The organism is Bacteroides sp. AR20, assembly GCF_964250605.1.
Taxonomy (GTDB): domain Bacteria; phylum Bacteroidota; class Bacteroidia; order Bacteroidales; family Bacteroidaceae; genus Bacteroides; species Bacteroides uniformis.
Window position 1 is genome coordinate 25,095 of the sequence record NZ_CAXUGK010000024.1, and the last position, 19,884, is coordinate 44,978.

General features: G+C 47.9%; 11 protein-coding genes and 1 pseudogene. 1 reads left to right on the forward strand and 11 read right to left on the reverse strand.

Going from position 1 to position 19,884, the window contains the following annotated elements:
• Positions 1 to 103 precede the first annotated feature (103 nt).
• From ACESTD_RS13155 to ACESTD_RS13205, 11 genes and pseudogenes are all read right to left on the reverse strand, one after another.
• A complete protein-coding gene (locus tag ACESTD_RS13155) occupies positions 104 to 1,228 on the reverse strand; it encodes a fimbrillin family protein (RefSeq protein ID WP_373158928.1) in 1,125 nt (374 codons plus the stop codon).
• A gap of 66 nt (positions 1,229 to 1,294) precedes the next feature.
• A complete protein-coding gene (locus ACESTD_RS13160) occupies positions 1,295 to 2,239 on the reverse strand; it encodes a DUF5119 domain-containing protein (RefSeq protein ID WP_373158929.1) in 945 nt (314 codons plus the stop codon).
• Positions 2,236 to 3,534, reverse strand: coding sequence for a DUF3575 domain-containing protein (locus ACESTD_RS13165; RefSeq protein ID WP_373158930.1), 1,299 nt, complete (start codon positions 3,532 to 3,534; stop codon positions 2,236 to 2,238). Before ACESTD_RS13165 ends, ACESTD_RS13160 begins: the two co-directional genes overlap by 4 nt.
• A 1,732-nt stretch (positions 3,535 to 5,266) precedes the next feature.
• The gene (locus ACESTD_RS13170) at positions 5,267 to 6,121 is read right to left on the reverse strand and encodes an AraC family transcriptional regulator (RefSeq protein ID WP_046452333.1); all 855 of its coding nucleotides are present in this window, start codon (positions 6,119 to 6,121) and stop codon (positions 5,267 to 5,269) included.
• A 1,721-nt stretch (positions 6,122 to 7,842) separates the two neighbouring features.
• Positions 7,843 to 8,675, reverse strand: a pseudogene (locus tag ACESTD_RS13175) (RteC domain-containing protein).
• Positions 8,676 to 8,885: 210 nt separating this feature from the next.
• Complete coding sequence (locus ACESTD_RS13180; protein ID WP_103877861.1) at positions 8,886 to 12,143, reverse strand: fimbrial protein; 3,258 nt, start codon at positions 12,141 to 12,143, stop codon at positions 8,886 to 8,888.
• A 36-nt stretch (positions 12,144 to 12,179) separates the two neighbouring features.
• Positions 12,180 to 13,592: a DUF5042 domain-containing protein gene (locus ACESTD_RS13185; protein WP_373158935.1), complete on the reverse strand. Its 1,413-nt coding sequence runs from the start codon at positions 13,590 to 13,592 to the stop codon at positions 12,180 to 12,182.
• Positions 13,592 to 14,506: a FimB/Mfa2 family fimbrial subunit gene (locus tag ACESTD_RS13190; RefSeq protein WP_008760204.1), complete on the reverse strand. Its 915-nt coding sequence runs from the start codon at positions 14,504 to 14,506 to the stop codon at positions 13,592 to 13,594. Before ACESTD_RS13190 ends, ACESTD_RS13185 begins: the two co-directional genes overlap by 1 nt.
• A gap of 194 nt (positions 14,507 to 14,700) precedes the next feature.
• Positions 14,701 to 16,134 (reverse strand): hypothetical protein, encoded by a 1,434-nt coding sequence (locus tag ACESTD_RS13195; protein WP_373158931.1) that lies wholly within the window; start codon positions 16,132 to 16,134, stop codon positions 14,701 to 14,703.
• A 55-nt stretch (positions 16,135 to 16,189) separates the two neighbouring features.
• Positions 16,190 to 17,692: a hypothetical protein gene (locus tag ACESTD_RS13200; protein ID WP_065849806.1), complete on the reverse strand. Its 1,503-nt coding sequence runs from the start codon at positions 17,690 to 17,692 to the stop codon at positions 16,190 to 16,192.
• Between the two features lie 55 nt (positions 17,693 to 17,747).
• Positions 17,748 to 18,344, reverse strand: coding sequence for a DUF3575 domain-containing protein (locus tag ACESTD_RS13205; protein WP_008760201.1), 597 nt, complete (start codon positions 18,342 to 18,344; stop codon positions 17,748 to 17,750).
• Positions 18,345 to 18,852: 508 nt separating this feature from the next.
• Between ACESTD_RS13205 and ACESTD_RS13210 the strand changes: the two genes are divergently transcribed.
• Positions 18,853 to 19,698, forward strand: coding sequence for an AraC family transcriptional regulator (locus tag ACESTD_RS13210; RefSeq protein WP_005805222.1), 846 nt, complete (start codon positions 18,853 to 18,855; stop codon positions 19,696 to 19,698).
• Positions 19,699 to 19,884: the final 186 nt, after the last annotated feature.

Sequence of the window (19,884 nt, forward strand, 5' to 3'; positions counted from 1 at the left end):
GGCACCCTTCACTTACCCTCTATATCAAGAGCAATCCCCGTCCAATCCAATCCGGACACTGAGAAAGTCAATTCTCATTGAAATGAATCACAAAAAAACTAAACTACATATTAACATTTACTGATTGATCTGTCCAGTCATCTACTGTTACAGTGAAGAAGATAGGCCCTAAGATCGGTTCGCCGGGATCTACACCCGGATCGGGATCTACCGGTTCATCCGGATCCGGATCAGGATCCCCCTTGCCGGCTCCTCCTCCGTTGTCACAGAAGTTCAGCGTATAGGTGTATTTCTTGCCCGGTTCCCAATTCGTATCAATGCTCACTGCGGAGAATGCATATTTTCCATCCTTGTTATTCGTATCTGTCGGTTGTGGATACAATAATATTTCATTGCCGCCATCCACGCTGTAAATACGGCAAAGTACGGACAAGTAAGCTCCGGTTTGAGAAGCAGTGCCATCCCATGCCGTCAACTGTTGCGGCAAAAGCATGAAATTGTCATCCCCGAACATGATGGATTGGGCATTATCCGTCAGTGTTACAGGTTGCTCTCCCTTGATATAATAAGCTGTCGCGTGGCCTCCATCTGCTCCTGACCAACCAGCCCATTGAGATTGTGCTAAAACATATGCTGATGTAGTTTCTGCTTCCGGGAATGTGAAGTCCGCCTTTGTCGCCGCATTCACCATCCGGACCCCTAAAATCTCAATTTTGATCTTTTCATTGGAACATTTAGCCTGTACTTCGATCTGAGAAAGGGCATGCTTGAAATTCAACGGCACTCCCGATCCTTCATTAGCGGCTTTGGTTCCCGTATTGTAAGCGATGACAAGGTCGTTTTGCGCTGAGACATCCTGCGCGGGAGAAAAGTCGGATATTTTCTTTTCCGTACCGCTTATCCCTACTGTACCACCGGGAGTTTGGGGCGCATATGCGAAAAAGGCGAGCTCATAACCCGGCCAATAATAAGTGGAAGCGGTTGTCCAGGTAGACCCATTATCCGAGGATGTAACGCCCAGATCCGTGAAATAATTGCTGCTATTACCAATGGCTGTCACATTGAACGCATTCAGATTGCTCAAGCTTGTTACCGCCTTGGTACGCGCCTTATCCAAAGACGCGCGGAAAGAAATACCTCCTCCTTTGTTCACGTCAACAACATCGTCGTTGGTACACGAGGCTAAGGCTACAGCAGTCATAGCCGAAAATAAAAAATACTTTTTCATAAAAAATTAAAAAGGTTTAATGAATAAAATTTCGAAGATTCTATATCAATAAATACACATTTTACATCACATTATAACATCCACGTCTATATTCTGCCATTCATCGACCGAAGGGTGGAATCCTCCACCATTTACGATCGGCTTCGGCAGGGAGAGACCATCCAATAAGATGTAGACATCCCGCGGATCGGCCGCTTCGTCAACCTGTTTGCTGACGTCAAAGGTGTAATAATTCTTGCTGCCGTCAGCCATGATAGCGTAAATCACCAGCTTGTGCGCCGGTTCTCCCATCCCCACTTGGCCGAAAGCCAGAAATTCCGCCGTTAGCGTGGAGATCCCGTCGGAAACCACCTCGAATGGAACGGTCGCCGGATCCGGCGTAAGTTCGTTCCGACCGACCCGAAATCCTCCCGACAGGCCCGATAAGGATCCGGAAAGACCCTCCGGAGAAAGATACTTCAGGTTAGACACGTTCCGGATCTCCACCCGGTAACGGCACACCGAAAGTTCCGGATAAAGGGTTACCGTCTGCTCTTCCTTGGATATTTCAATGGCCAGATCGTCCAGGCGATCGCTGTATAGCCGGTCCGGAGACCTGGCAATGCGTTCGTCCCACGTGCCTTCTGCCCGGGGAACCGAGGTTGATGAACCTACTGCCAGAGGGCCGTCCGGAGCGTAAGCCTCAAAGCTGTCAAAGAGGTCTATGTTGCGGTAAAGAACGGACTCCGTGTCCGAATTGACACACAAGGCCCTATAACGGCCTGCCGGTACGTTAATATATCCTCCCCGGTAATCCGTGAATTCGTAGGCCTGCGCCTTGCCGCCATCCAAAGGGAACAGGTACAGGCGCATGGTCTCCGGTTTGGCATCGGGTGCGTGCACCCAGTCGAAAACCACGTGCAGCCCGGCTGTATGGGAATGGTCATCACACAGTTCCTTATGCTCGCATGAACTGAATACCAGAACCGCTAAAATGAGGAACGCTTGCAGGATATAAGTCATCTTGTTCATTGTTTACCTCCTTTCTCCTGATTGTAATTGCCCCGGCCCAATAACCATACCAGCGAGATCTCCGCTTTGGTCGGGCCCACCCACTGCCGTGTCCTCGTTTTCTCCCAAACGTAGCAGGCATCAACCGGAACATACTCGTAACATGTTCCGCCCAAATATCCCAGGCCCAGTGAGAAATCAAGGTTCAGCCTTCTGGCCACGGGCAGGGAATAGCCATATTCAAAACCGACACCGTAATGGGCCTTATCCCACAATGTCCCTCCGGGACGGCCACCCATATAACCGCGCCCCCCGAATTCGAAATCATAGGTTAACAACTGGCCGTAAACACCGACGTGGTGGCCGGTCAGTGGTTTATCGGATGCACGCTGACCGAAATATTTGCGCAGGCCGACTTCCCCGCCGTACACCCGCCAGTAACGGTGGCGCCTGTCATTTTTCCACCAGCCGTACATCCAGTTGCCCCCCAGTGTCCATCCCTTGCCAAGAGCGAACTCCACGCCGATGTTCGGCACAAGCAGGGCGTCATAGACAAGGTTCGTCTTGAGCCCCATGTAGAACGGTTTGGAAGGTCCGGCAACAGGGACGGGGAGTTGGACCGTATCACGAAAAACAATCACCCTCTCAACCGTATCACGAACAATTACCGTATCAGCCGGTTGGCCTTCCGTTGCTCCCACCGGGGGGGCTAGCTCTTTTTCCATCCCAACAGGAGCAAATTCGCATTCGACCACCGAAGTGTTGCGGAGCTCGGGGAAAAAATGTGCATGCATGTATCGCCATGCCTGTCCGCCTCTTAAATTCATCAACTGCCGTTTGCGGGAATCCACAACAACACCGTTACGGGTCACCCATACAGGGGTATTGCGAAGGATACGCAACACTTCCTCCCGACAGGGCATATCCGATTCCTCGACAAGAGAGGTTAAGCCCTCCCAATCCTCCCCCAAAGAGACGGTTGTAAATACCGAATCCGGCAAGAAAAGACACTCCTGAAGAATGGAACGGAAAGAGGCGAGCCGTTTATCTGACAGACGTCGGTTAAAGGTCAAGCCCCCTTCGGGAGAGGCACCGGAATGCAGACTCAAACGGCACAGCACGGCTGTTGCTTGCCGGGCATGAATCCCTGCCACAAAGGCATCCAGGCGCGAACCGTTCTCCCCATAGGAAAGATCCACAACGGAACTGCCCACAGGAAAGCAGATACGGCAACGCAACGTATCACTTCCGTAAACTGCCGCATCCATCTTCCAGATAGAGCAGGACAAAAAACAGAAAAATAAAAAAAATCTCATATTTATTTTAATTATTTATTATAATCAAAGAGAAGCTGATAAGACAGGAAAAAAGAGATAAAAAGTTTAATTTGTAAAATGTTTTCATGGAATACTACGGCTTAATAATTATTTATGATTTGTGTCAAAAATTACAGCGCAAAGAAAAATAATTAAAGTCAGACATATATTGTCATTTCGGCTCTATTATTTACCATTTACACTCAAGATTACTCCTTTTTATCTATATATCCAAAGCAAACTAAACTGATTCCAATTGACAACGAAAGATATCGGCTGGGGATTGTTCTTTGGCGTCTGTTAGATCACTGTTTCGTTTCCTGTTGTTTTAATATTTGTTTGACTGAATGCATGCAGCAATTGCAAGACAACGCTATGAAATACTGTTATTGGTTGATGCGGGGAAAAGTAGAGGAAGAAACCTAAGATAAACTGGAAACCAAATTCAACCGACAGAGGGATAACGGCTTTATCCGGAACCGGACCGATTCTATGATCGATTTTGAGTACTGTAGCAGGAAATAGGGGGAGTGTTGGAACGTGCAAGGCTGACCAATGAACAGGCGAGCGGTTGAAAAAGGAAGTCGGTAGGTGCGCCAAGCCATGGACAGGAAAAGCTGAAGTAATGAACCATATTCCCCGTTTCGGCTGATTTAGTTAGGCGACAACACTATTCGTCCACGTCTTTTGAGATACTTTATGGCTAATCTACATCTCAAAACGCACAAGTATTGAGGAGCTCTCCTTAATAATACGAAAATTGCCCAACGATGCCGCATCGGAGGATGAGACATTGACATTGCTTTGTGCAAAAGGGAAAATGATACTGCGCTTTTCTTTCACAATGCATCTCACATGTCCTAATTTATTGACCAATGCCTCTATTAGCTAAAGCGCTTTCAGGTACGCCGCCTTTAATGCTTCGATCTTCACTTTTGGGTGGTACATCGACATAGCTTTGTTTTTATCACCTATGCACATGATGTTGATCCCTTTCGTGTCTATCAGCTTGAGTACTTCATCTATCTGATTGAAATCTGTCAGTGTAATGTCAAACTCTTAGCCACTAAAAAGTCTTGCTTCAGTCACCGCCAAAAGTCACCGCATTCTTGTGTCTGGATGGTATCCTTCGGGATCCCCTTCGTTTAGCGTTTGTATCAAACCTTGTTCAATTCGGCTCAATGCTACTTTGGTACAATATTTTTCCGATTTAGATTTCCCGCCAAACTCTCTTCCGGAATATTCTCGAATCTCAATGAGATAATGGATTTTGTTCGGTACGATTTCCACTTCGGATGTTTTCAGCTACTTAAATCTAATGTTCATTTGATTCCTGAACCTGCGCAGTAAACCCCATAAACAAGACGATTGCCTATAAAGATAATTGTATTTTCATAATAGAATCGGATTTAGTTTCATACGAACCCGATGAAAATACAAGCCTCTGACAATTTGATGAATAATGAAACTTTTTGTGACTATAAAAGATAAAAGACAGAACATCTAAACAAAATCTTACTCTGACTATCAAGCATAAAGTCAAAAATTTATTTTGTGCATCAGAGAAACTACGATTCAGACCTAACTAAAAAACTTTTTCATAAGTAGCATTACATAACATATAAAAAACAGACATATAAAGCAGAAAAAGTACGGATAACACAGTCGGAAATCTCATTGAACAATCCGAATCGATTCATCATATAAACAGGATCTGAAAACTCTCCTAAAATCAGTTCTCTGTACGTCTATTTATTTGTTCTCTCCATTCTTTAGGAGGACATCCCAGATATCTTTTACAATATCTGGAAAAATGAGCTAAAGAAGCAAAGTCGAATTCATCGGCAATGCTCCCTAACGACAAATCTGTAACCGAGAGTCTATATTTAATTTCTCCTAACAATTGCATCTTCATCCATTTGCTCGGTGTTTCCCCGAATTCCGCAATGAATTGCCTTTTAAAAGCAGGAAGAGAGAGCCCACACAACGATGCTAGTTCCTTTACGGTACTGCATTCTTTGTAATTGTTCAGAACCTTATTTCTTAAATCCTGGGATCGACCGATAATTGTGTAGAAAAAGTTTGCCTGTTCCTCCCTAGAATAATAAAAACGAATGTTCCAAAACAGTTCTTTGAGCTTAGTCTCATGAAAGTGTATACAGTTTGCTCCGTCTTCCAGATAACAAACCAAAAGTTCAAGAAATTTTCGTAACTCGTCCTTTATTACAAGAGATTCCATGTGATATTTGATAATTTTTTTTAAATGGAACAGATCTGAAAAAGAAGCTTTTTGGCAGGGCGATATACCTCCTTCAAATAGGGCGACAACAACTTCACTTTCTTCCGACGAATACATGTTGAAGAGGCTATCACGGCTCCAAAAGAACATTTTCCCCTCTGAAACTGTGAACTCAAATTCGTTATACAAGAACTGCAGATTTCCTTTCAGAACAAACAAAATACAATCTTTTATCAGTCGCTCTTCATAGTTTATTCCTTTATCAAATTTATAGTAGCGAAATCCTTCCTCTATAAAATTTGAATAATTATAACAGGACGTATGTTCATTCAAATAAAAAAGAGACATAGCATATTTTTATTTATAAAATATTATTATTTATATCTTATTGTATAATTAATATCTATTTCTATTCCGCATTAAATCATAGAATAAAACGTATGCCAAAACGTTACGCAAAGATTAATAGAGTGTAATACATTTGTAATCAGATAATTATTATCTAACAACAACAGAGTTGCATGTGGAATAGAACAACACATATGTGGAATAATTCCACATATAAAAAGGAATATTTCCTACAGAGACATTATACTTTTTTAAATATACAATTTGTATTTTCCCGGATTATACGCCCTTAGTCAAAAGACTATGAACTCTCCAAAAGAGAGTTTCAGTTCATTATGTACTCTTGCTTCAGACGAAAGCGTATAGTTGCTACCGGGGACTTGCTGGCAATAGCATTGTAGAAATAGCTCAGGGCTGGTTCTCGCTCCACCTACTTGTGTAAGCATAAGCCAGTACCCTAAAATAATCGTGTATATTGTTTGTCGTTACAGACGTGACACGAGTCTTCCGACCCGTTGCCTCCTCCTCTCTGACTATTGAAGGAACGGTAATACTGCGGTATATAAGGTGTAAAGATAAAAAGAGAGGATAACCACCTTGTAAAGAAGCGACACTATCCTGTGGTACCTCTGTGCTGGCCATGGAACGGATCAATAGATCCCAGTAAGCACGTATTTCAGGAGTAAAAAATATGTTTGCGGAAATACGCCCCCGATCCAAATCATCCTCACAAGAAGAAAAGTAAATATTACTGATGACGAGCAGTGAAAAACAGGCACGAGACAAAACTTTTCCACCAGCTATCCCTAAACGAAATGTTCTCATAATATTAATAAAATAGCAAATTATTTTGCAAATAAAAGCAATTTGTAATAAAAACCAATTATCATTTTAGTTCTATCATTTACCATTTATTTCCTTTTTTTCCTTTTATAAAATAAATAAGCATTGTCGAAAAAGGATATTTCAGGGAATCAGCTAATAGCTATCTTAATGACAATATTTCGCATCGCTGAGCTTATCAGCGTAACAGCCCGTTACCTAATTTCAATCAAGGCAAAGGTTTGGTATTGCTCCTTCCTGCAATGTTGGTTCTCTGTTATGCTTTCATACTCTTGAACTGAACGCATGCAATATTAACAGGACAACAGTATGAAATACCCTATATGCTGATGCAGGGACAAGCAGAAGAATGACAGATTCATCTAAAACCTGACCGATTCTATAGGCGATTTTGAGTACCGCAGCAGAAAGCAGGCAGAAGAGTGAAATAATCAACTTGCTCAATAAACAAACCGAGCAATTGAAAAAACATCGACAAATTTGATAGGGCACAAACATGAACAAGACGAAGTGATGAATCATCTTCGCTTCTATGGCTTCTTTAGTTGGATGGTAGTGCTATTCCTTACTTCCTTTCAGTCTGCTTTGTGACTAAGTTACGGTTTCAAAACGTACGAGCATTGCATAATTTTTCTTGATGGTAAGGAAGCTGTCGAATGATGCTGCATTGGAAGGCAGAACATTGTTTTTGTATAAATAAAAAATACCAAAAAATGTATCCATAAACATATTACATTTTTCCATAAAAAAACGCCGCGGGGCCTTATTCGGGCTATATACGGTGGCTATATACTGTATTTTCACCAAATGGCGTATCGGGGAAGGTGATTTGGCAACTTGCTATGAACCTGCCAGTCCCTTCCTTGTTTTACAAAAGGTTATCCGTCCGTTTCGTCCATTCGTTTCAACAAACGTTCCTTCATTTGATCAAGGTAAGTTGTCCGGCTGTTCTTCCGGTTACGCATGGAGATAAACGTGTGGTACACGTCTCCCAAGTCGATATGGAACATTTGTTCGAACAGCATCACGAGCTCGACAATGCTCACCCTCCCGTTATCCACGCTACCCATCGCCCAAATGCCATATATCAGTTCCACGGCAGCCGCCTTCCGGTCCGTCCAATGGTGCTCCTTTTCCTGCACGGCATACGCCCCCTCCATTGCCAGCAGCACTTTCCGGTTCAGATAACCAAGTAACATTTCCGCCGCTATCAGTCTTGGGGCCAACAAGTCATAACCGGTTGACATTACCGAATCCTCCTCCAGCATAAAACTTCCGCTTTCCGGGCTCAGCTCCTTTTTGGCACGGCAGAAATAGTAATGGTCCCGGTAAGTCGCCCCGCTCCGGTAATACTGGTAAAAGGGAAGGTATCGTTCCAGTTTCCGCTGGTATTCTTTCATGGCCTTGCGGTAATGCATCCGGGCAATCTCCGGGCAACATGAACAACCGCTCTCGATCTGGTATACCCGGTAATAATACAGCAGGCGTCCCGTCAGGGCAGGCTTGTAATACTTGAAAAAGCAGATTTCCTCTTCCACGTTGGAGAATGGGTGGTTCAGGACATAGTCCTTCAACTCACGGGATCGCTCCCTCAAAAAGAAACCATCTCCTGACAAGTCCGTATCACTTGCTCTCCCTCCATACGGGAAGATTCGATGCCCATCTTACGTTCGACCTCCTGCATCAAGTTGTTAAAGTACGTTTCTATCATGTTATTCCTTAATTATGGGGCACGTGAGTGCCTTCACGCTGCCCGGTTTATTTTTATGCTTCGCTTGATTCGGTCGCAGTTTTTCCTTTCGGCCCTTTACGATGAAAAACCTTTTCCTCATATCGAAAAGACCGGAGAAAAGCCATGATACGGCTTCCTCCGGTCACACTTACAAAACTGGGAAATTTCTTCCCCAATCCCCGGGCCAGACTATTCAAGGTCCCTCACGCAACGCACGTATCCCTTCCTGTTATTCACAAGCCTGTCATTGTCACCCGCCCATTGGGTATCCACGGTCGTGACCCATCGGACATAACCGTCAAAATACATCTGGTAGCCGGCACTGAACGATCTTGCCCCGTCCATGTTTCGCTTGGAGAATCCCGTTCGGGAATGGTAAACCTTGGTATCTGTCGTTTTCAGGGAAAGAAGGTCATTACCGAATGTGTAAACCTCATTTTTCTCACGGTCATCCCAGTCAAACAGGCTCCCGCACATGATTTTCAACTCCACCTCGTTGGGCACGCGCCAGGTTCCCTGATCGCTCTTGTCCGCCTCCTGGTAATAATAGGCGCACGGGCTGTTTCCCTGTTCGATGTCCGCCATCAGCGTGCTCCAATCCTCGAAGTAATACTCGCTCTCCCTATTGGGATTATTCAAATCCTTGGGCTTATCTGTCTTATTGGCAATATACTTGGCCACCTCGAACCCGTTCTTGTAAATAGTATTGGACTGGGAGTGCTCGTCGTGTGCGGGTAACTCGTAAATGGCTCTCACCGATCTGACCACACTATATGGCAGGTTATCCGCCCTGAAGACCAGGTATTCCTCTCTCGTCCTGTTGTTGACTAAAGTCGTGTTCAACTCTTTGTCCAGTTCATCTATATGATAGCTTGTTCCCCCAGGCTCCAGTATCCCCAGATCCCTGATCAGCCTCACCTCCGAGTAGGGGGTACGGTCCCCGGGTGAGTTCCCTCCCTTGTAATAATCAAAGTTGTCCATGGGAGTCATGCTACGACTCTCCATAATGTTGATATAAGTGTTAGCGCTAAAACCAGAAATGTTCGTGCTTCCCATAAAGGCTTTTGATGTATAAAATGCAGTGGCGTTGTCCGAGGGGGCGTGCCCGTGCAGCCTGGAATGTAACGGCAACGCCCGTTCCCCCACGAGAAGCATGTTACTCTCGGCTACCGAGGGGATGTACCACTGCATTTCGGAAGCCTGCATCCTCCCGTCACGGTCATTGTCCCGGTTTCGTATAAACGGAGTATAGATGGCGTATTCCGTGTGATAGTTTCTCAGAGCGACTTGGTAATAATCCTTGTTGAGCGTCAACTTCCCGTTCTCCACTTTCGTCATAGCCTGCCACAACCGGTCATGATTGCTCCTGATCGGGTCGTTCATGACTTCCCCCGTGAACCCGCCGATCAATCCCGACTTTCCGATCAGTTTCCAGGTATTCGACCAGCCGTTGGAATAATATTTGTTATAATAATAGCGTGCCTCACTGACTGCAGGTGTCATAAAGTCCAGGTCCGGTGTCTCGTTCACGTTTTCCACCCCCCAGACACGCATGCCTTCGGGTCCCTCCGTAAACACCGTCTTGATGGACATCTGACGGATGGAAACGACAGCCTGGTGATAACGTGACTGCCCGTCGGGGGAGATTTCATGCGACGTGTTCACCAGCAGGTCGAAAGTCCGATCCGGGGCGTTGGCAAAGGTTTTCCACAAGTTCTTGTCCTCGGGGGCGCCATCCTGCATGGGGTTCCGCTCGTAGAAATACTCGTTGGCGTAAACCGTCACCTTGCAAAGCCCCGTGGAGGCATTAAATACATAATCGGGCTCTTTGACAAGTCGGTAAAGAAACTGTTCCAGCGAAAGCAGATGCACCCCCGTGTTGGAGTAATATTCCATGGTTTCGTTTCCATTGTCAGACAGGGTGCTCGGGTGGATGAAGAACGCGAGCCAACCAGTGTCTGCCTTCTTCTCCCCTGAAGGAACGTATCCGTTATCCTCCAGCTGTTCCAGCTCCGCCCTCGTGTAAGAGACTATCTTGTCACAGAACGGGGTGCGTATGGCAAAGGAGATCATCGCGTCGTCCTTCAAACTGCCATCCGGATTGAAGATGGCAAGCTCGTCCTTGTTGAAACGCATCAGGCCCTGTTCATAATGGCAGTCAAAACTGAAGGAGCGGTGAGCGTCATATACAAGGCCTTCCACCCCGGGAGCGGGCTCCTCTTCCCGGTCCTTGTCGGACATCGCCTCCACTACCAGGTCGTTCATCCCCTTGATCGTCACGTTATAGGTATAGTGCACGTTACGTTCTATATCATAATCGTTGACCGGATCATTCTCCGCCGTGTATCCCAAGTAAACGCGGTAGGTCACCCTCCCGAAACGCTCCGTTGAGACTTCACCGGTTGTCATATCCTGGCGTAACTCACCCGTGAACTCGATGTAGGGAGCCAGATCCGGAGCGTATTCTGTAGCTCCGTTCTGCACGTTCGGCTTCTCCGTAGCATCGGGAACGGGAGACTTCACTTGTTTCTGCCGCAGGTCATACCCCTTCCTCTCCGCATTGTAACCGGGAGAGGCGGGAGTTATCATTTTTTTTGCCAATTTCCGGTTCTCCGGAAGGTAAAACGTAGTAGTAGTAGTAGTAGCGTCGCCCTCGAACTGGAATAATTCGGACAACCAGTACGAATCCATCTCCATCCCGCCGGCATCCCAAGGAGCCCCGGCGTCACTGCCCTTAACATGCTCGGTGACAAAGGTCGAAGCCGGCACGTTACCGACTCTCCATGTCCCGGGCACGAACGTGAGCCCCTCCCCGGTTTTCAGGTTGACCGTGATTTTCGCCTCCGCACGTTTCAGGGAGACCTCGAGACGCCTGGTGTCGGGACTGATCTCCTCCGTCTTGGTAACTGACATCAGCAGGTTCCCGTTCGGTCGGAACAGGGTACGGGCGGTCATCTCCGCCTTGACCCTCTGAATGTCCGAAAGGGACGACACGCCAGCCAGGATCCCGGGCTCTACCTGAAACAGCCCGTCACCATCCGATTTATAGTTCGCCAGCAGGACCAGCGTCTTCTCTCCCGAGGTAATGGGGATGTTTTTCAGCAATCCCATGCTCGTGGGTGCATCCGTGTCCTTCTCGCCGGTTGCCGTTTCCAAGGCAGCAGCGGCCTGATAAAGCTCCGCACGGGGATACTCCCGGGAGAACTCCACGCCGCCGCGGGAATCGAAAACCCACAGGTAAAGGTCGTATATCTTTCTCTCCTCGCCTTCCGGCAGGCCCGAACGTGTCTTGGACCTGTTGGCTGCCGTACCTACGCTGATGTCTACCGTCGTGGGCACGCCTTCCGGGACACCGCTGCCCCGAAGCAGCTCCTCGTCCGTACAGCAGGTAAGAACGGGCAGTAACAAAAGAATGAAACAAGTTATTTTCAGCCTATATGCTTTCATATATAATAAAAATTTATAATGACAAAATCGTGAACATCACTGAAAAGGAGGGAACTCCACATCCTTCCGCTCCCAGGATTCGACCCGGTAGATAATCTCTCTGTCCGCGGCTTCCGGCAAGACCATGAATACCTTATAATCCCGGTTCGGGTAAATGGGGCCGGAATACACCCCGGGAGAACTTTCCTCGCCAATGTCAAGCAAAAAGGTCCTTGTCCTGGTCTGTGAGATGTCTCCTCCTGTATAATACTCCACTGTCAGCTGTATCTTCGGGTGAGGGTGTCCTTCCTGCCAGGAATTGGCTTCCGGAATATACGGGGCCAGGTACTGGGGAAGGAAGAACTGCTCGTATTTTTGGGCGTCCATTTTCGTATAGTCAATCTCTCCGCCGGCATTGAGGGGGGCCTCGTAGATGGTCAGTTGCGCTTCATTTTTTATTCCATAGGAATACGTGCCCGTATGCTCCGTGTTCTTTCCCGCTCCCGGGGTGGATCCTGCAAGCTGGCCGCCGTCCGAGTCATTCTCCCTGAAAGAGGGAGACATCAGTACCGGAAAGTTCAAAAAGGCAATCCTTTTATAATTATAAATGATCTGCTCAAAGGGGGCAATGCTTGCGATGTATATCCTGACACGGGAGAAATCACGGAACAGCGGGATTGTGATATCCTGCACCTGCTCCCCGGAAGCGGGCTGGACGGCCGTGGACAGCTTTCCCGAAAGCATGCCCATATGCAAACTGTTGGATATTCCGGGAGCGTCATCCCAAGAGATATTGGAAGTTGTTGTCCAATCTATAATCTTCTCATCCGACGGGGAAGGAGTCACACCATCATACGGGTTGTCCACCGGAATGCCGAGACTGCCATCATCCTGCTCCCTGATGATGGCAGGGAATGCGGCTTCGACAATATCCTCCCTGTCCACCTCCTCCATGCCTTCCCCGAGGAAGTCCCATGGAACCGCGTTCTGCAGGATTCCTCCGGGCGTATAATAGGGCAGGTCCTTTCCTGTCTGGTTGGGGGCATAGAAAGCATAGAATTCACTCTCGCCTTTGGGGATGCGTATCTTGGTTTGATATTCCCCCTCCGCGTTGCCCGAACTGAAAGGAAGCAGGCGACTGTACACATACCGGTTCTGCTCCTTGTTGAAAACCATAAGTGCTATTCTGGGCTGTGCGGGGGCTTGGGGAAACAGTGTGCCGGTTTTATACCAGTTGGCCGGATCGGAGGAATAAAGGTCCAGCATCTCACTTCCCCCGGCTGTTACGCCACGGGTTGACAGGTTCAGCCTGACGGTCACGTCATCCTCTCCGGAAAGCCGTTCCGGGATATCTTCTTCGTTCCGGCATCCTGTCAGGGCAAGGAAAAAGAGCGGCAACACCATCATCACAAAGTTCCTCAAGGCCCTTACCGTGCAAGTATATTTAGTATCTTTCAGCATAATATTCATCAATCGGTTATGGGAACCACGTCAACGGCTTCCCAGGGTTTTACACTTACTGTCAGAGAACGGGGATTCTGGCGGAAGAACAGTGGAAGCACCGCTTCCTGCCGCCCCGTTATCCGTATCTGGTCGGGATACAGAGCGATATATTCCGCGACATCTACCGTGCAGAGAACCTTATCTCCCTGCATAAGACGGATCGTCAGCGGGTCCCCGTCCTTGAAGCGCAGGGTATTGAAATCAAGCACGAAACGGTCGTTTTTTCCTCCCGTGTAAAACGGAAGGTCGAAGGATGTTTCTCCGGAACGCTGCCCGGAAAAGGAGAAACGGGCTGAGAGCGTTTCCATCGTCAGGCGGAAGCCCGTCCCCTTGTTCTGTTCGTACCAGGTCCCGGCGTTCTCATCGTCGTCGGGAAGGACTACCGCATGGATTTTCACGTGCTGGGAATAAAGTCTTACCACGTCACGGGAGTCGTTCATGACCTTCGACGTGATGGTGGTTTCCCCAAGGTATAGCCTGTCAAACGTGCCGGCCGCCGGTCCGTCCTTTTCCGCCAGTTCGGGCCGGGAAACCGACGCTTCACCGTAAGCACCATCCCCGATAACCGTCTCGTTCAACGCGTTGCCCACGGCCACTACTTTATAATCACCTTCCGGGAGCCTGACCTCCAGCGGTGAAAGCAGCTGTTCTCCCTCCAGGTGGTGTTTCTCCACCAAGGCCCCGTTCCCGACGTCAAAGATGAAGACGTCAATGTCATCCACGTATTCCTGCAGATGTTCCCGGTTGTCATCGGCCAGGTAGGAGAAGACGATCGTGTTGCCAAGGCAGCCGCTCAGGTCGTCATACACCCGGTCACATGCGGTCACGAGGTATAAAGCGGCCAACAGGCCCAGCCAGGTCGGTATGTTTCTTATGTTCATACTTTACACTAATTATTATAAATCAATACTGTAATTTTCCCGAAAGAGAGGACACGTTTCCCTCCCGCGGGTAATAAAAAAGGGAGGGGACAAACTTTCCCCTCCCCGAGAGTGCGGGGCGGATTCCGGTACCGGCCTGTCAGGGCCGATACGGGAAAAGCGCTCCGGCAAGCGGCTATTACTCTCTATCTGTATCAGTCAAGGATGGGGAATACGTTCACAGCGGTCCAAGGCTGCACCTCGACACGGACGATGACGTTCACGTTCTCGTCCTCCAAATCCCCCTGTCCGCCCGGTTCGGGAGTCACACCTTCAGGAATGCTCGGGTCAACATCCACGAGGATACCCTGGCCCCCGTTCAGCGCAGCGAGATCCAGATTGATCAGGTAACCGCCCTTGCCGGCTTCCAGATCCGTCGTGCCTGCAGTTTCACCTTCTGCCTTCGCGTAACCGGATATAACGACAAAACGTCTGTCGGCGGATACGCCGTCGTCACCTGTCTTGAAAACGAAAGCAAGTTTTGGAGCGTTGTTTTCCTTACCGTAACCCGTAATGCCGTTCACGAAGAAGTTAAACGCTGCGGCCTTTGCCCCCTGTGCGAAATCGAAACCCGCTGCATTGAAATAGGAGGCCACTTCCGACAAGTCCGTGTTACCGTCGGGTTTGAACGTGCCGTCTTCGAATTTATAGCGGTCTCCGGCGTAGGTCTTGGCCCAGAACCAGTTTGCCTCTTCTTCCACTGTAAGTTGAGGAACAGAGAGCGTTCTGCTGAAACGGTTCATCAGGATACCTTGGTTTGCAGTGGTCACTTCGACAACCTGCAGCCATTGACTCAGGCTGGCCTGTTGGGCAATGTCGGACTTGCCGTCCCATGTCTGGCCGTTGAAGCCTGCGGCATCAGCCTTGAAAGCGGCCCACGCTTCGGCACTGCTCTTTCCCTTATTTTCATCCTTGGCCAGCCAAGTCGTGCACCATTGTTCAGCCTCGGTCTTTTTCCCGTCTTTCCAGATAACCTTAACAAACTTGGTACCGGTCACCTGGAAGCGGTTCATGCTGGCGGTCAAGGTGAGCTCGGCCTTCTTCACGGTACGTTTGTCTTCCTGAGGATTGACGCCATAAGGCTCGGCGCCAACAGTGGTAAGTGTTTCAGAACCGGCATAAATCACTTCATTAATTTGGGCTTTCAGCTGTTGTTTGCTGATTTCAGCAACAGTCTTTCCCTCACCGTCAATCAACGCTCCCTGAGGGTTAGCGATAACAAGTGCCTTTGTCACGCCATTGTCCACGTCAAGGAATTTATAACCTCCCGTCGTTGCCTCTGCACCCACGGCAGTAGCCGAAGTCAGCTTGGTAAAATCATCAGTATCTTTTGTAAATTCCTTCGACAGGACAATGTCTTCCCCAGCCACCAAGTACACATGCAGTTTTTCAACCGATGCCGCATCCTGGTCGTTGGCGGTGTTCTGCAATTCGCCCATGGCGGCACGTGTGCCCGGACCGGGTAATGCCACTGACATCACCACATCAACCGGTTGGTTGCCACTCTCCGGCGCTACCGGATTCTCTTCGTTGTTACATGCAGCGAACAACGCCAACGAGGCCACTGCAAAATACTTCATTACTTTCATAATTCGAATTGTTTTTAAATTAAGATTACTAATACTATATATAACTATGTCTGAGTTACATCTCTATCTGCTGATTGTTTCCACCGTCCCCGGGCTCCCCTGAGAGTTTTTGTTTGCCCTGGGCCATACCGGCTTTCTTGATCAATTCTTCCGCCTTCCTCCAGTCACCTTTCATGTTATAGGCAACGGCCATGGGAAAGAAAGCACGGCTGTCATTCGTTACCGGTTCCAACACCCGCAACGCGCCGTCCGCATCCTGCCCGTATTTCAACAGGGCGTTGGCGTAATTCAGGATTGCCACGGCGTCATCCGGGAACTGCCCGTAGGCCCTCTCGTACACCGGAAGGGGAGACATCCCCCGGGAAGCGTACAGTCCGGCCAGCTGGTACATCTCGTGCTGACTGAGACACTCGGGTTTCGTTTCAAAAATTTCGGGAAGTTCCTCCACCGTGTAAGGTCTCACGTCAAAACTGAGACTGAAAGTCGTGCGCCGCAGTCCCGGGTAGAACTCTTCGAGGAGGAGGCGATAGCTCCTGCCGTCATCCAAGGCACGGATGGCCTCCTCGCGTTCCGTGTCACGCTCGTTATGTCCGATGATAAAAAGAATTTCGTCCCTGTTGACGAGGGTGGAGCCGCTGACCATCGATTTAAGACCCTCCCAGTCCTCCCCGATACCCTCGGTACGATAAACCGGTGCATTTTTCAAGGCGGGGTATTGACGCGAAATATAATCTGAAAGGGTTTGGGTGCGTCGTTGCGCGAGGGACCTGTTGTAATCGAAGCTCCCCTCGGGAGAGGCATAGCCTTTTATATGTACCTCCTTGAGTGACGTTCCTTGAATATTCAGGTTCTCCGAGAGAAACTTCTTCAGCCTGTCAAGCTCCTGAGCATTGCCTGCAAAATCTTCCTGCAGGTCGTGGCGTGCAACAGGAAAGACCACCTTACAGTCGAAGGAATCCTTGTAGCATTTGATCATGACCTTTTCCGGTTCGATGAAACTGTAAGCATAATCCTTTTCCCCGAAGAGGGGGATACCGGCCTGAAAGGCAATATCCTCGCTCTCGTTCGTGCCGCACTCGGCACAGCCGTACGACACCTCCCTGACAACGAGACGCCCGTCAGCCATCCACCGTTCAAAAGGGACGCTCCTTTTCACAGTCAGGCCCGAACTTTCCAGCACCTTGGCGGAACGGACCTCGCCGGATCCGGGGTTACCGGGTTTCAGGTTGCCCAACGCCTTTCGACGCTTGATCACCTTATATCTTCTCTTGCCGGCCACGCAGACCGGTTCGAGGCGGACGCTGTCACGCCCGTCAGCCGAGACATAGACGGGGAACAGGTAAGCGACTTCCTGGCTTCCAAGCCCTGCCAGAGGGAAGACACTGAAAGTAATATCCAACGCATCTCTACCCGGTTCACGCTCCACACGGCTGTTTGAATAATCCCAACGCGAGGTACCTGACGTTGATAAAATGTCCTGGGCGGAAGAAAACAAGGGAAACATTCCCAGGCAGCCCATGATAAGGATTTGCTTCTTGTTAATATGGTAAGGTTTCATTGATATACATTTTTAGCATGATAGAATAAAAAATTGTGTCCCCGGATTCAGGGAGTTATTTCAACATGTAAATAATTGAAATGGCGGCCCTGGTGGGACCTATGTAGTCCGCATCCCCCTTGCCCAGCTTCTGCCCGCAGGTGGTACACTTGTACTTGTCATAACGGGCGTGCACGTAACCGATACCCAAGGAGGCCTCGATATTGAAACGGTTGGAAAGCACCCACTGGTAACCGGCGCTCAACCCGCCTCCCCAGAAATAACCCTCGTAACGGTGGTCCTTCATGTTTCCGTCCCCTTTCTGAAGCACGAAGGGGACATCGACACCTCCGATATTCATCTGGCCGCCATGGGCATGCAACCCGAAGAACCAGCCGTTGAAAACGTCACAGGTCCAATAACGGAGCTCCGGCTGGACAAGCCAGTGACTGAACTTCTTTGCCTTGTACCGGGAAGACGTGGCGTCCCGCGTGTAGAAAAAGAAATTCATACCCACCTGTGTGTCAAGGGTCCATTTACGCCCCATGGAGAACTCCAAGGAGAGGTTGGGAGTTTTCAAGGCATCGTAGGCCAGATTGTTCTTCAAGGCAACCTTTTGAGAGAAGGCACCAGCCGAACAAAGCAAAAACACCAGAAGAAAAAACGGTTTCATCATACTGTTATTCATTGTTTCGTTACTTTATTTTATAAGAGGACAAGCCAAAGTTATCCTTATGTAATAATCATTAATAAAAATGCAGCTTCCCGGAAAAAACTCCAGAATCTTTCTTGCACGTATAGAGTGGACGGCCGGAAACTCCTGCCCGCACCAGAAGGACCTGCAGGGACGCAACCCGCCCACGAGACTTAAAAGTCTTTCAGCCGATCCGGCGAAAGCCGAATAGAGGACACCGTCCCGAGTATGCAGGTAAATCGAATCCCTGTTGGACCATTCCATGTTGAATATCTCATGACTCATTCGCATAATGTAAACCTTTATTCGATGACTTTCTTATTTTCCACTCTCTCCCGTAGAGAGTGGAAAATTTTTCAAAATCCGCTCTGGAAAGCGGTTATAGATGCCAAAAAGAAATAAAAGATGAAACATGGACAGATTTTATCATATAACTAACTGAAAATAAGATTACTAATATTTTCATTAGGCAACAAAAACAGAAACAATGGAACTTTTTTATTTGAACGAGCACACGTCTTGTTATAATTACTCAAAATCTATGCAGGAGGGATTCCGGTATTATAAATTTGACGAAGGATTGAACCACGAGGAGGAATTGGTAAAAGATTGTATCCTGTTCGTACTCAAGGGAAGTCTGCAATTCTCCTGCAACGGTTTTCAGTTCACTGTTTCATCAGGAGAGATGGTCTTTTTTTGCCGTGACAGCCTGTTTAACACCCAATCACTGGAAAAATGTGAAGTCGTGGCTGCCCTGTTCGAGGGGGGGGTATGGCCCTGTCAAAGGGCCTCCTTTTCAGAGTTATACCACCTGAGGGAAATTGTCGAATATCGTATGGAACCTCTTGAAATCAGGGATCGGTTATGCAAATTTCTTGAACTACTGGTGTGTTATCTGGAAGATGGAGCGAACTGTATCCATTTTCACGAAATAAAACTCAAGGAACTTTTCTGGAACATTCGCTTTTACTATTCCAGACAGGAACTTGCGAATTTTTTCTATATGATTATAGGCCGTTCGCAAGACTTCAAAAATAAGGTCTTGAACAATTACAAAAGTTGCAGGACCGTAAAAGAACTCGCATCGGCCTGTGATATCTCCCTTTCCGCCTTCAAAAGACAGTTTTCCGCGGAGTTTGGAGAGGCTCCAGCCGAATGGATGCAGAAACAGTTGTTGGGAGAAATCAAATACAAACTTTCAGTTACAGACCTGCCGTTGGGAACCATTGCCAATGAACTGGAGTTTTCCTCTCTTGCACACTTCTCCAGATTTTGCAAAAGATGTCTGGGATGTTCTCCCAGAGAGTTAAGACAGCAGATAAAAGGCGGTTAAACAATCTCTGAATGGGGGAGATAAGAAATTGATAAATAATAAAGCCAAAACGGAAACAGCCAACAAAATTATTGTCTTTAAATTTGCAGCGTAATCCAAATAAAAAAAAGGATTACGCTATTTTTTAACACATGCTGTAAGTTTTTTTGATTTTCCACTCTCTACGGGAGAGAGTGAAGAAACAGA

What these genes read in the sequence shown, in the direction of transcription:
- ACESTD_RS13155 (WP_373158928.1), bottom strand. Translation starts at nt 1,228, where the DNA reads ATGAAAAAGTATTTTTTATTTTCGGCTATGACTGCTGTAGCCTTAGCC.
- ACESTD_RS13160 (WP_373158929.1), bottom strand. Translation starts at nt 2,239, where the DNA reads ATGAACAAGATGACTTATATCCTGCAAGCGTTCCTCATTTTAGCGGTT.
- ACESTD_RS13165 (WP_373158930.1), bottom strand. Translation starts at nt 3,534, where the DNA reads ATGAGATTTTTTTTATTTTTCTGTTTTTTGTCCTGCTCTATCTGGAAG.
- ACESTD_RS13170 (WP_046452333.1), bottom strand. Translation starts at nt 6,121, where the DNA reads ATGTCTCTTTTTTATTTGAATGAACATACGTCCTGTTATAATTATTCA.
- ACESTD_RS13180 (WP_103877861.1), bottom strand. Translation starts at nt 12,143, where the DNA reads ATGAAAGCATATAGGCTGAAAATAACTTGTTTCATTCTTTTGTTACTG.
- ACESTD_RS13185 (WP_373158935.1), bottom strand. Translation starts at nt 13,592, where the DNA reads ATGAATATTATGCTGAAAGATACTAAATATACTTGCACGGTAAGGGCC.
- ACESTD_RS13190 (WP_008760204.1), bottom strand. Translation starts at nt 14,506, where the DNA reads ATGAACATAAGAAACATACCGACCTGGCTGGGCCTGTTGGCCGCTTTA.
- ACESTD_RS13195 (WP_373158931.1), bottom strand. Translation starts at nt 16,134, where the DNA reads ATGAAAGTAATGAAGTATTTTGCAGTGGCCTCGTTGGCGTTGTTCGCT.
- ACESTD_RS13200 (WP_065849806.1), bottom strand. Translation starts at nt 17,692, where the DNA reads ATGAAACCTTACCATATTAACAAGAAGCAAATCCTTATCATGGGCTGC.
- ACESTD_RS13205 (WP_008760201.1), bottom strand. Translation starts at nt 18,344, where the DNA reads ATGAAACCGTTTTTTCTTCTGGTGTTTTTGCTTTGTTCGGCTGGTGCC.
- ACESTD_RS13210 (WP_005805222.1), top strand. Translation starts at nt 18,853, where the DNA reads ATGGAACTTTTTTATTTGAACGAGCACACGTCTTGTTATAATTACTCA.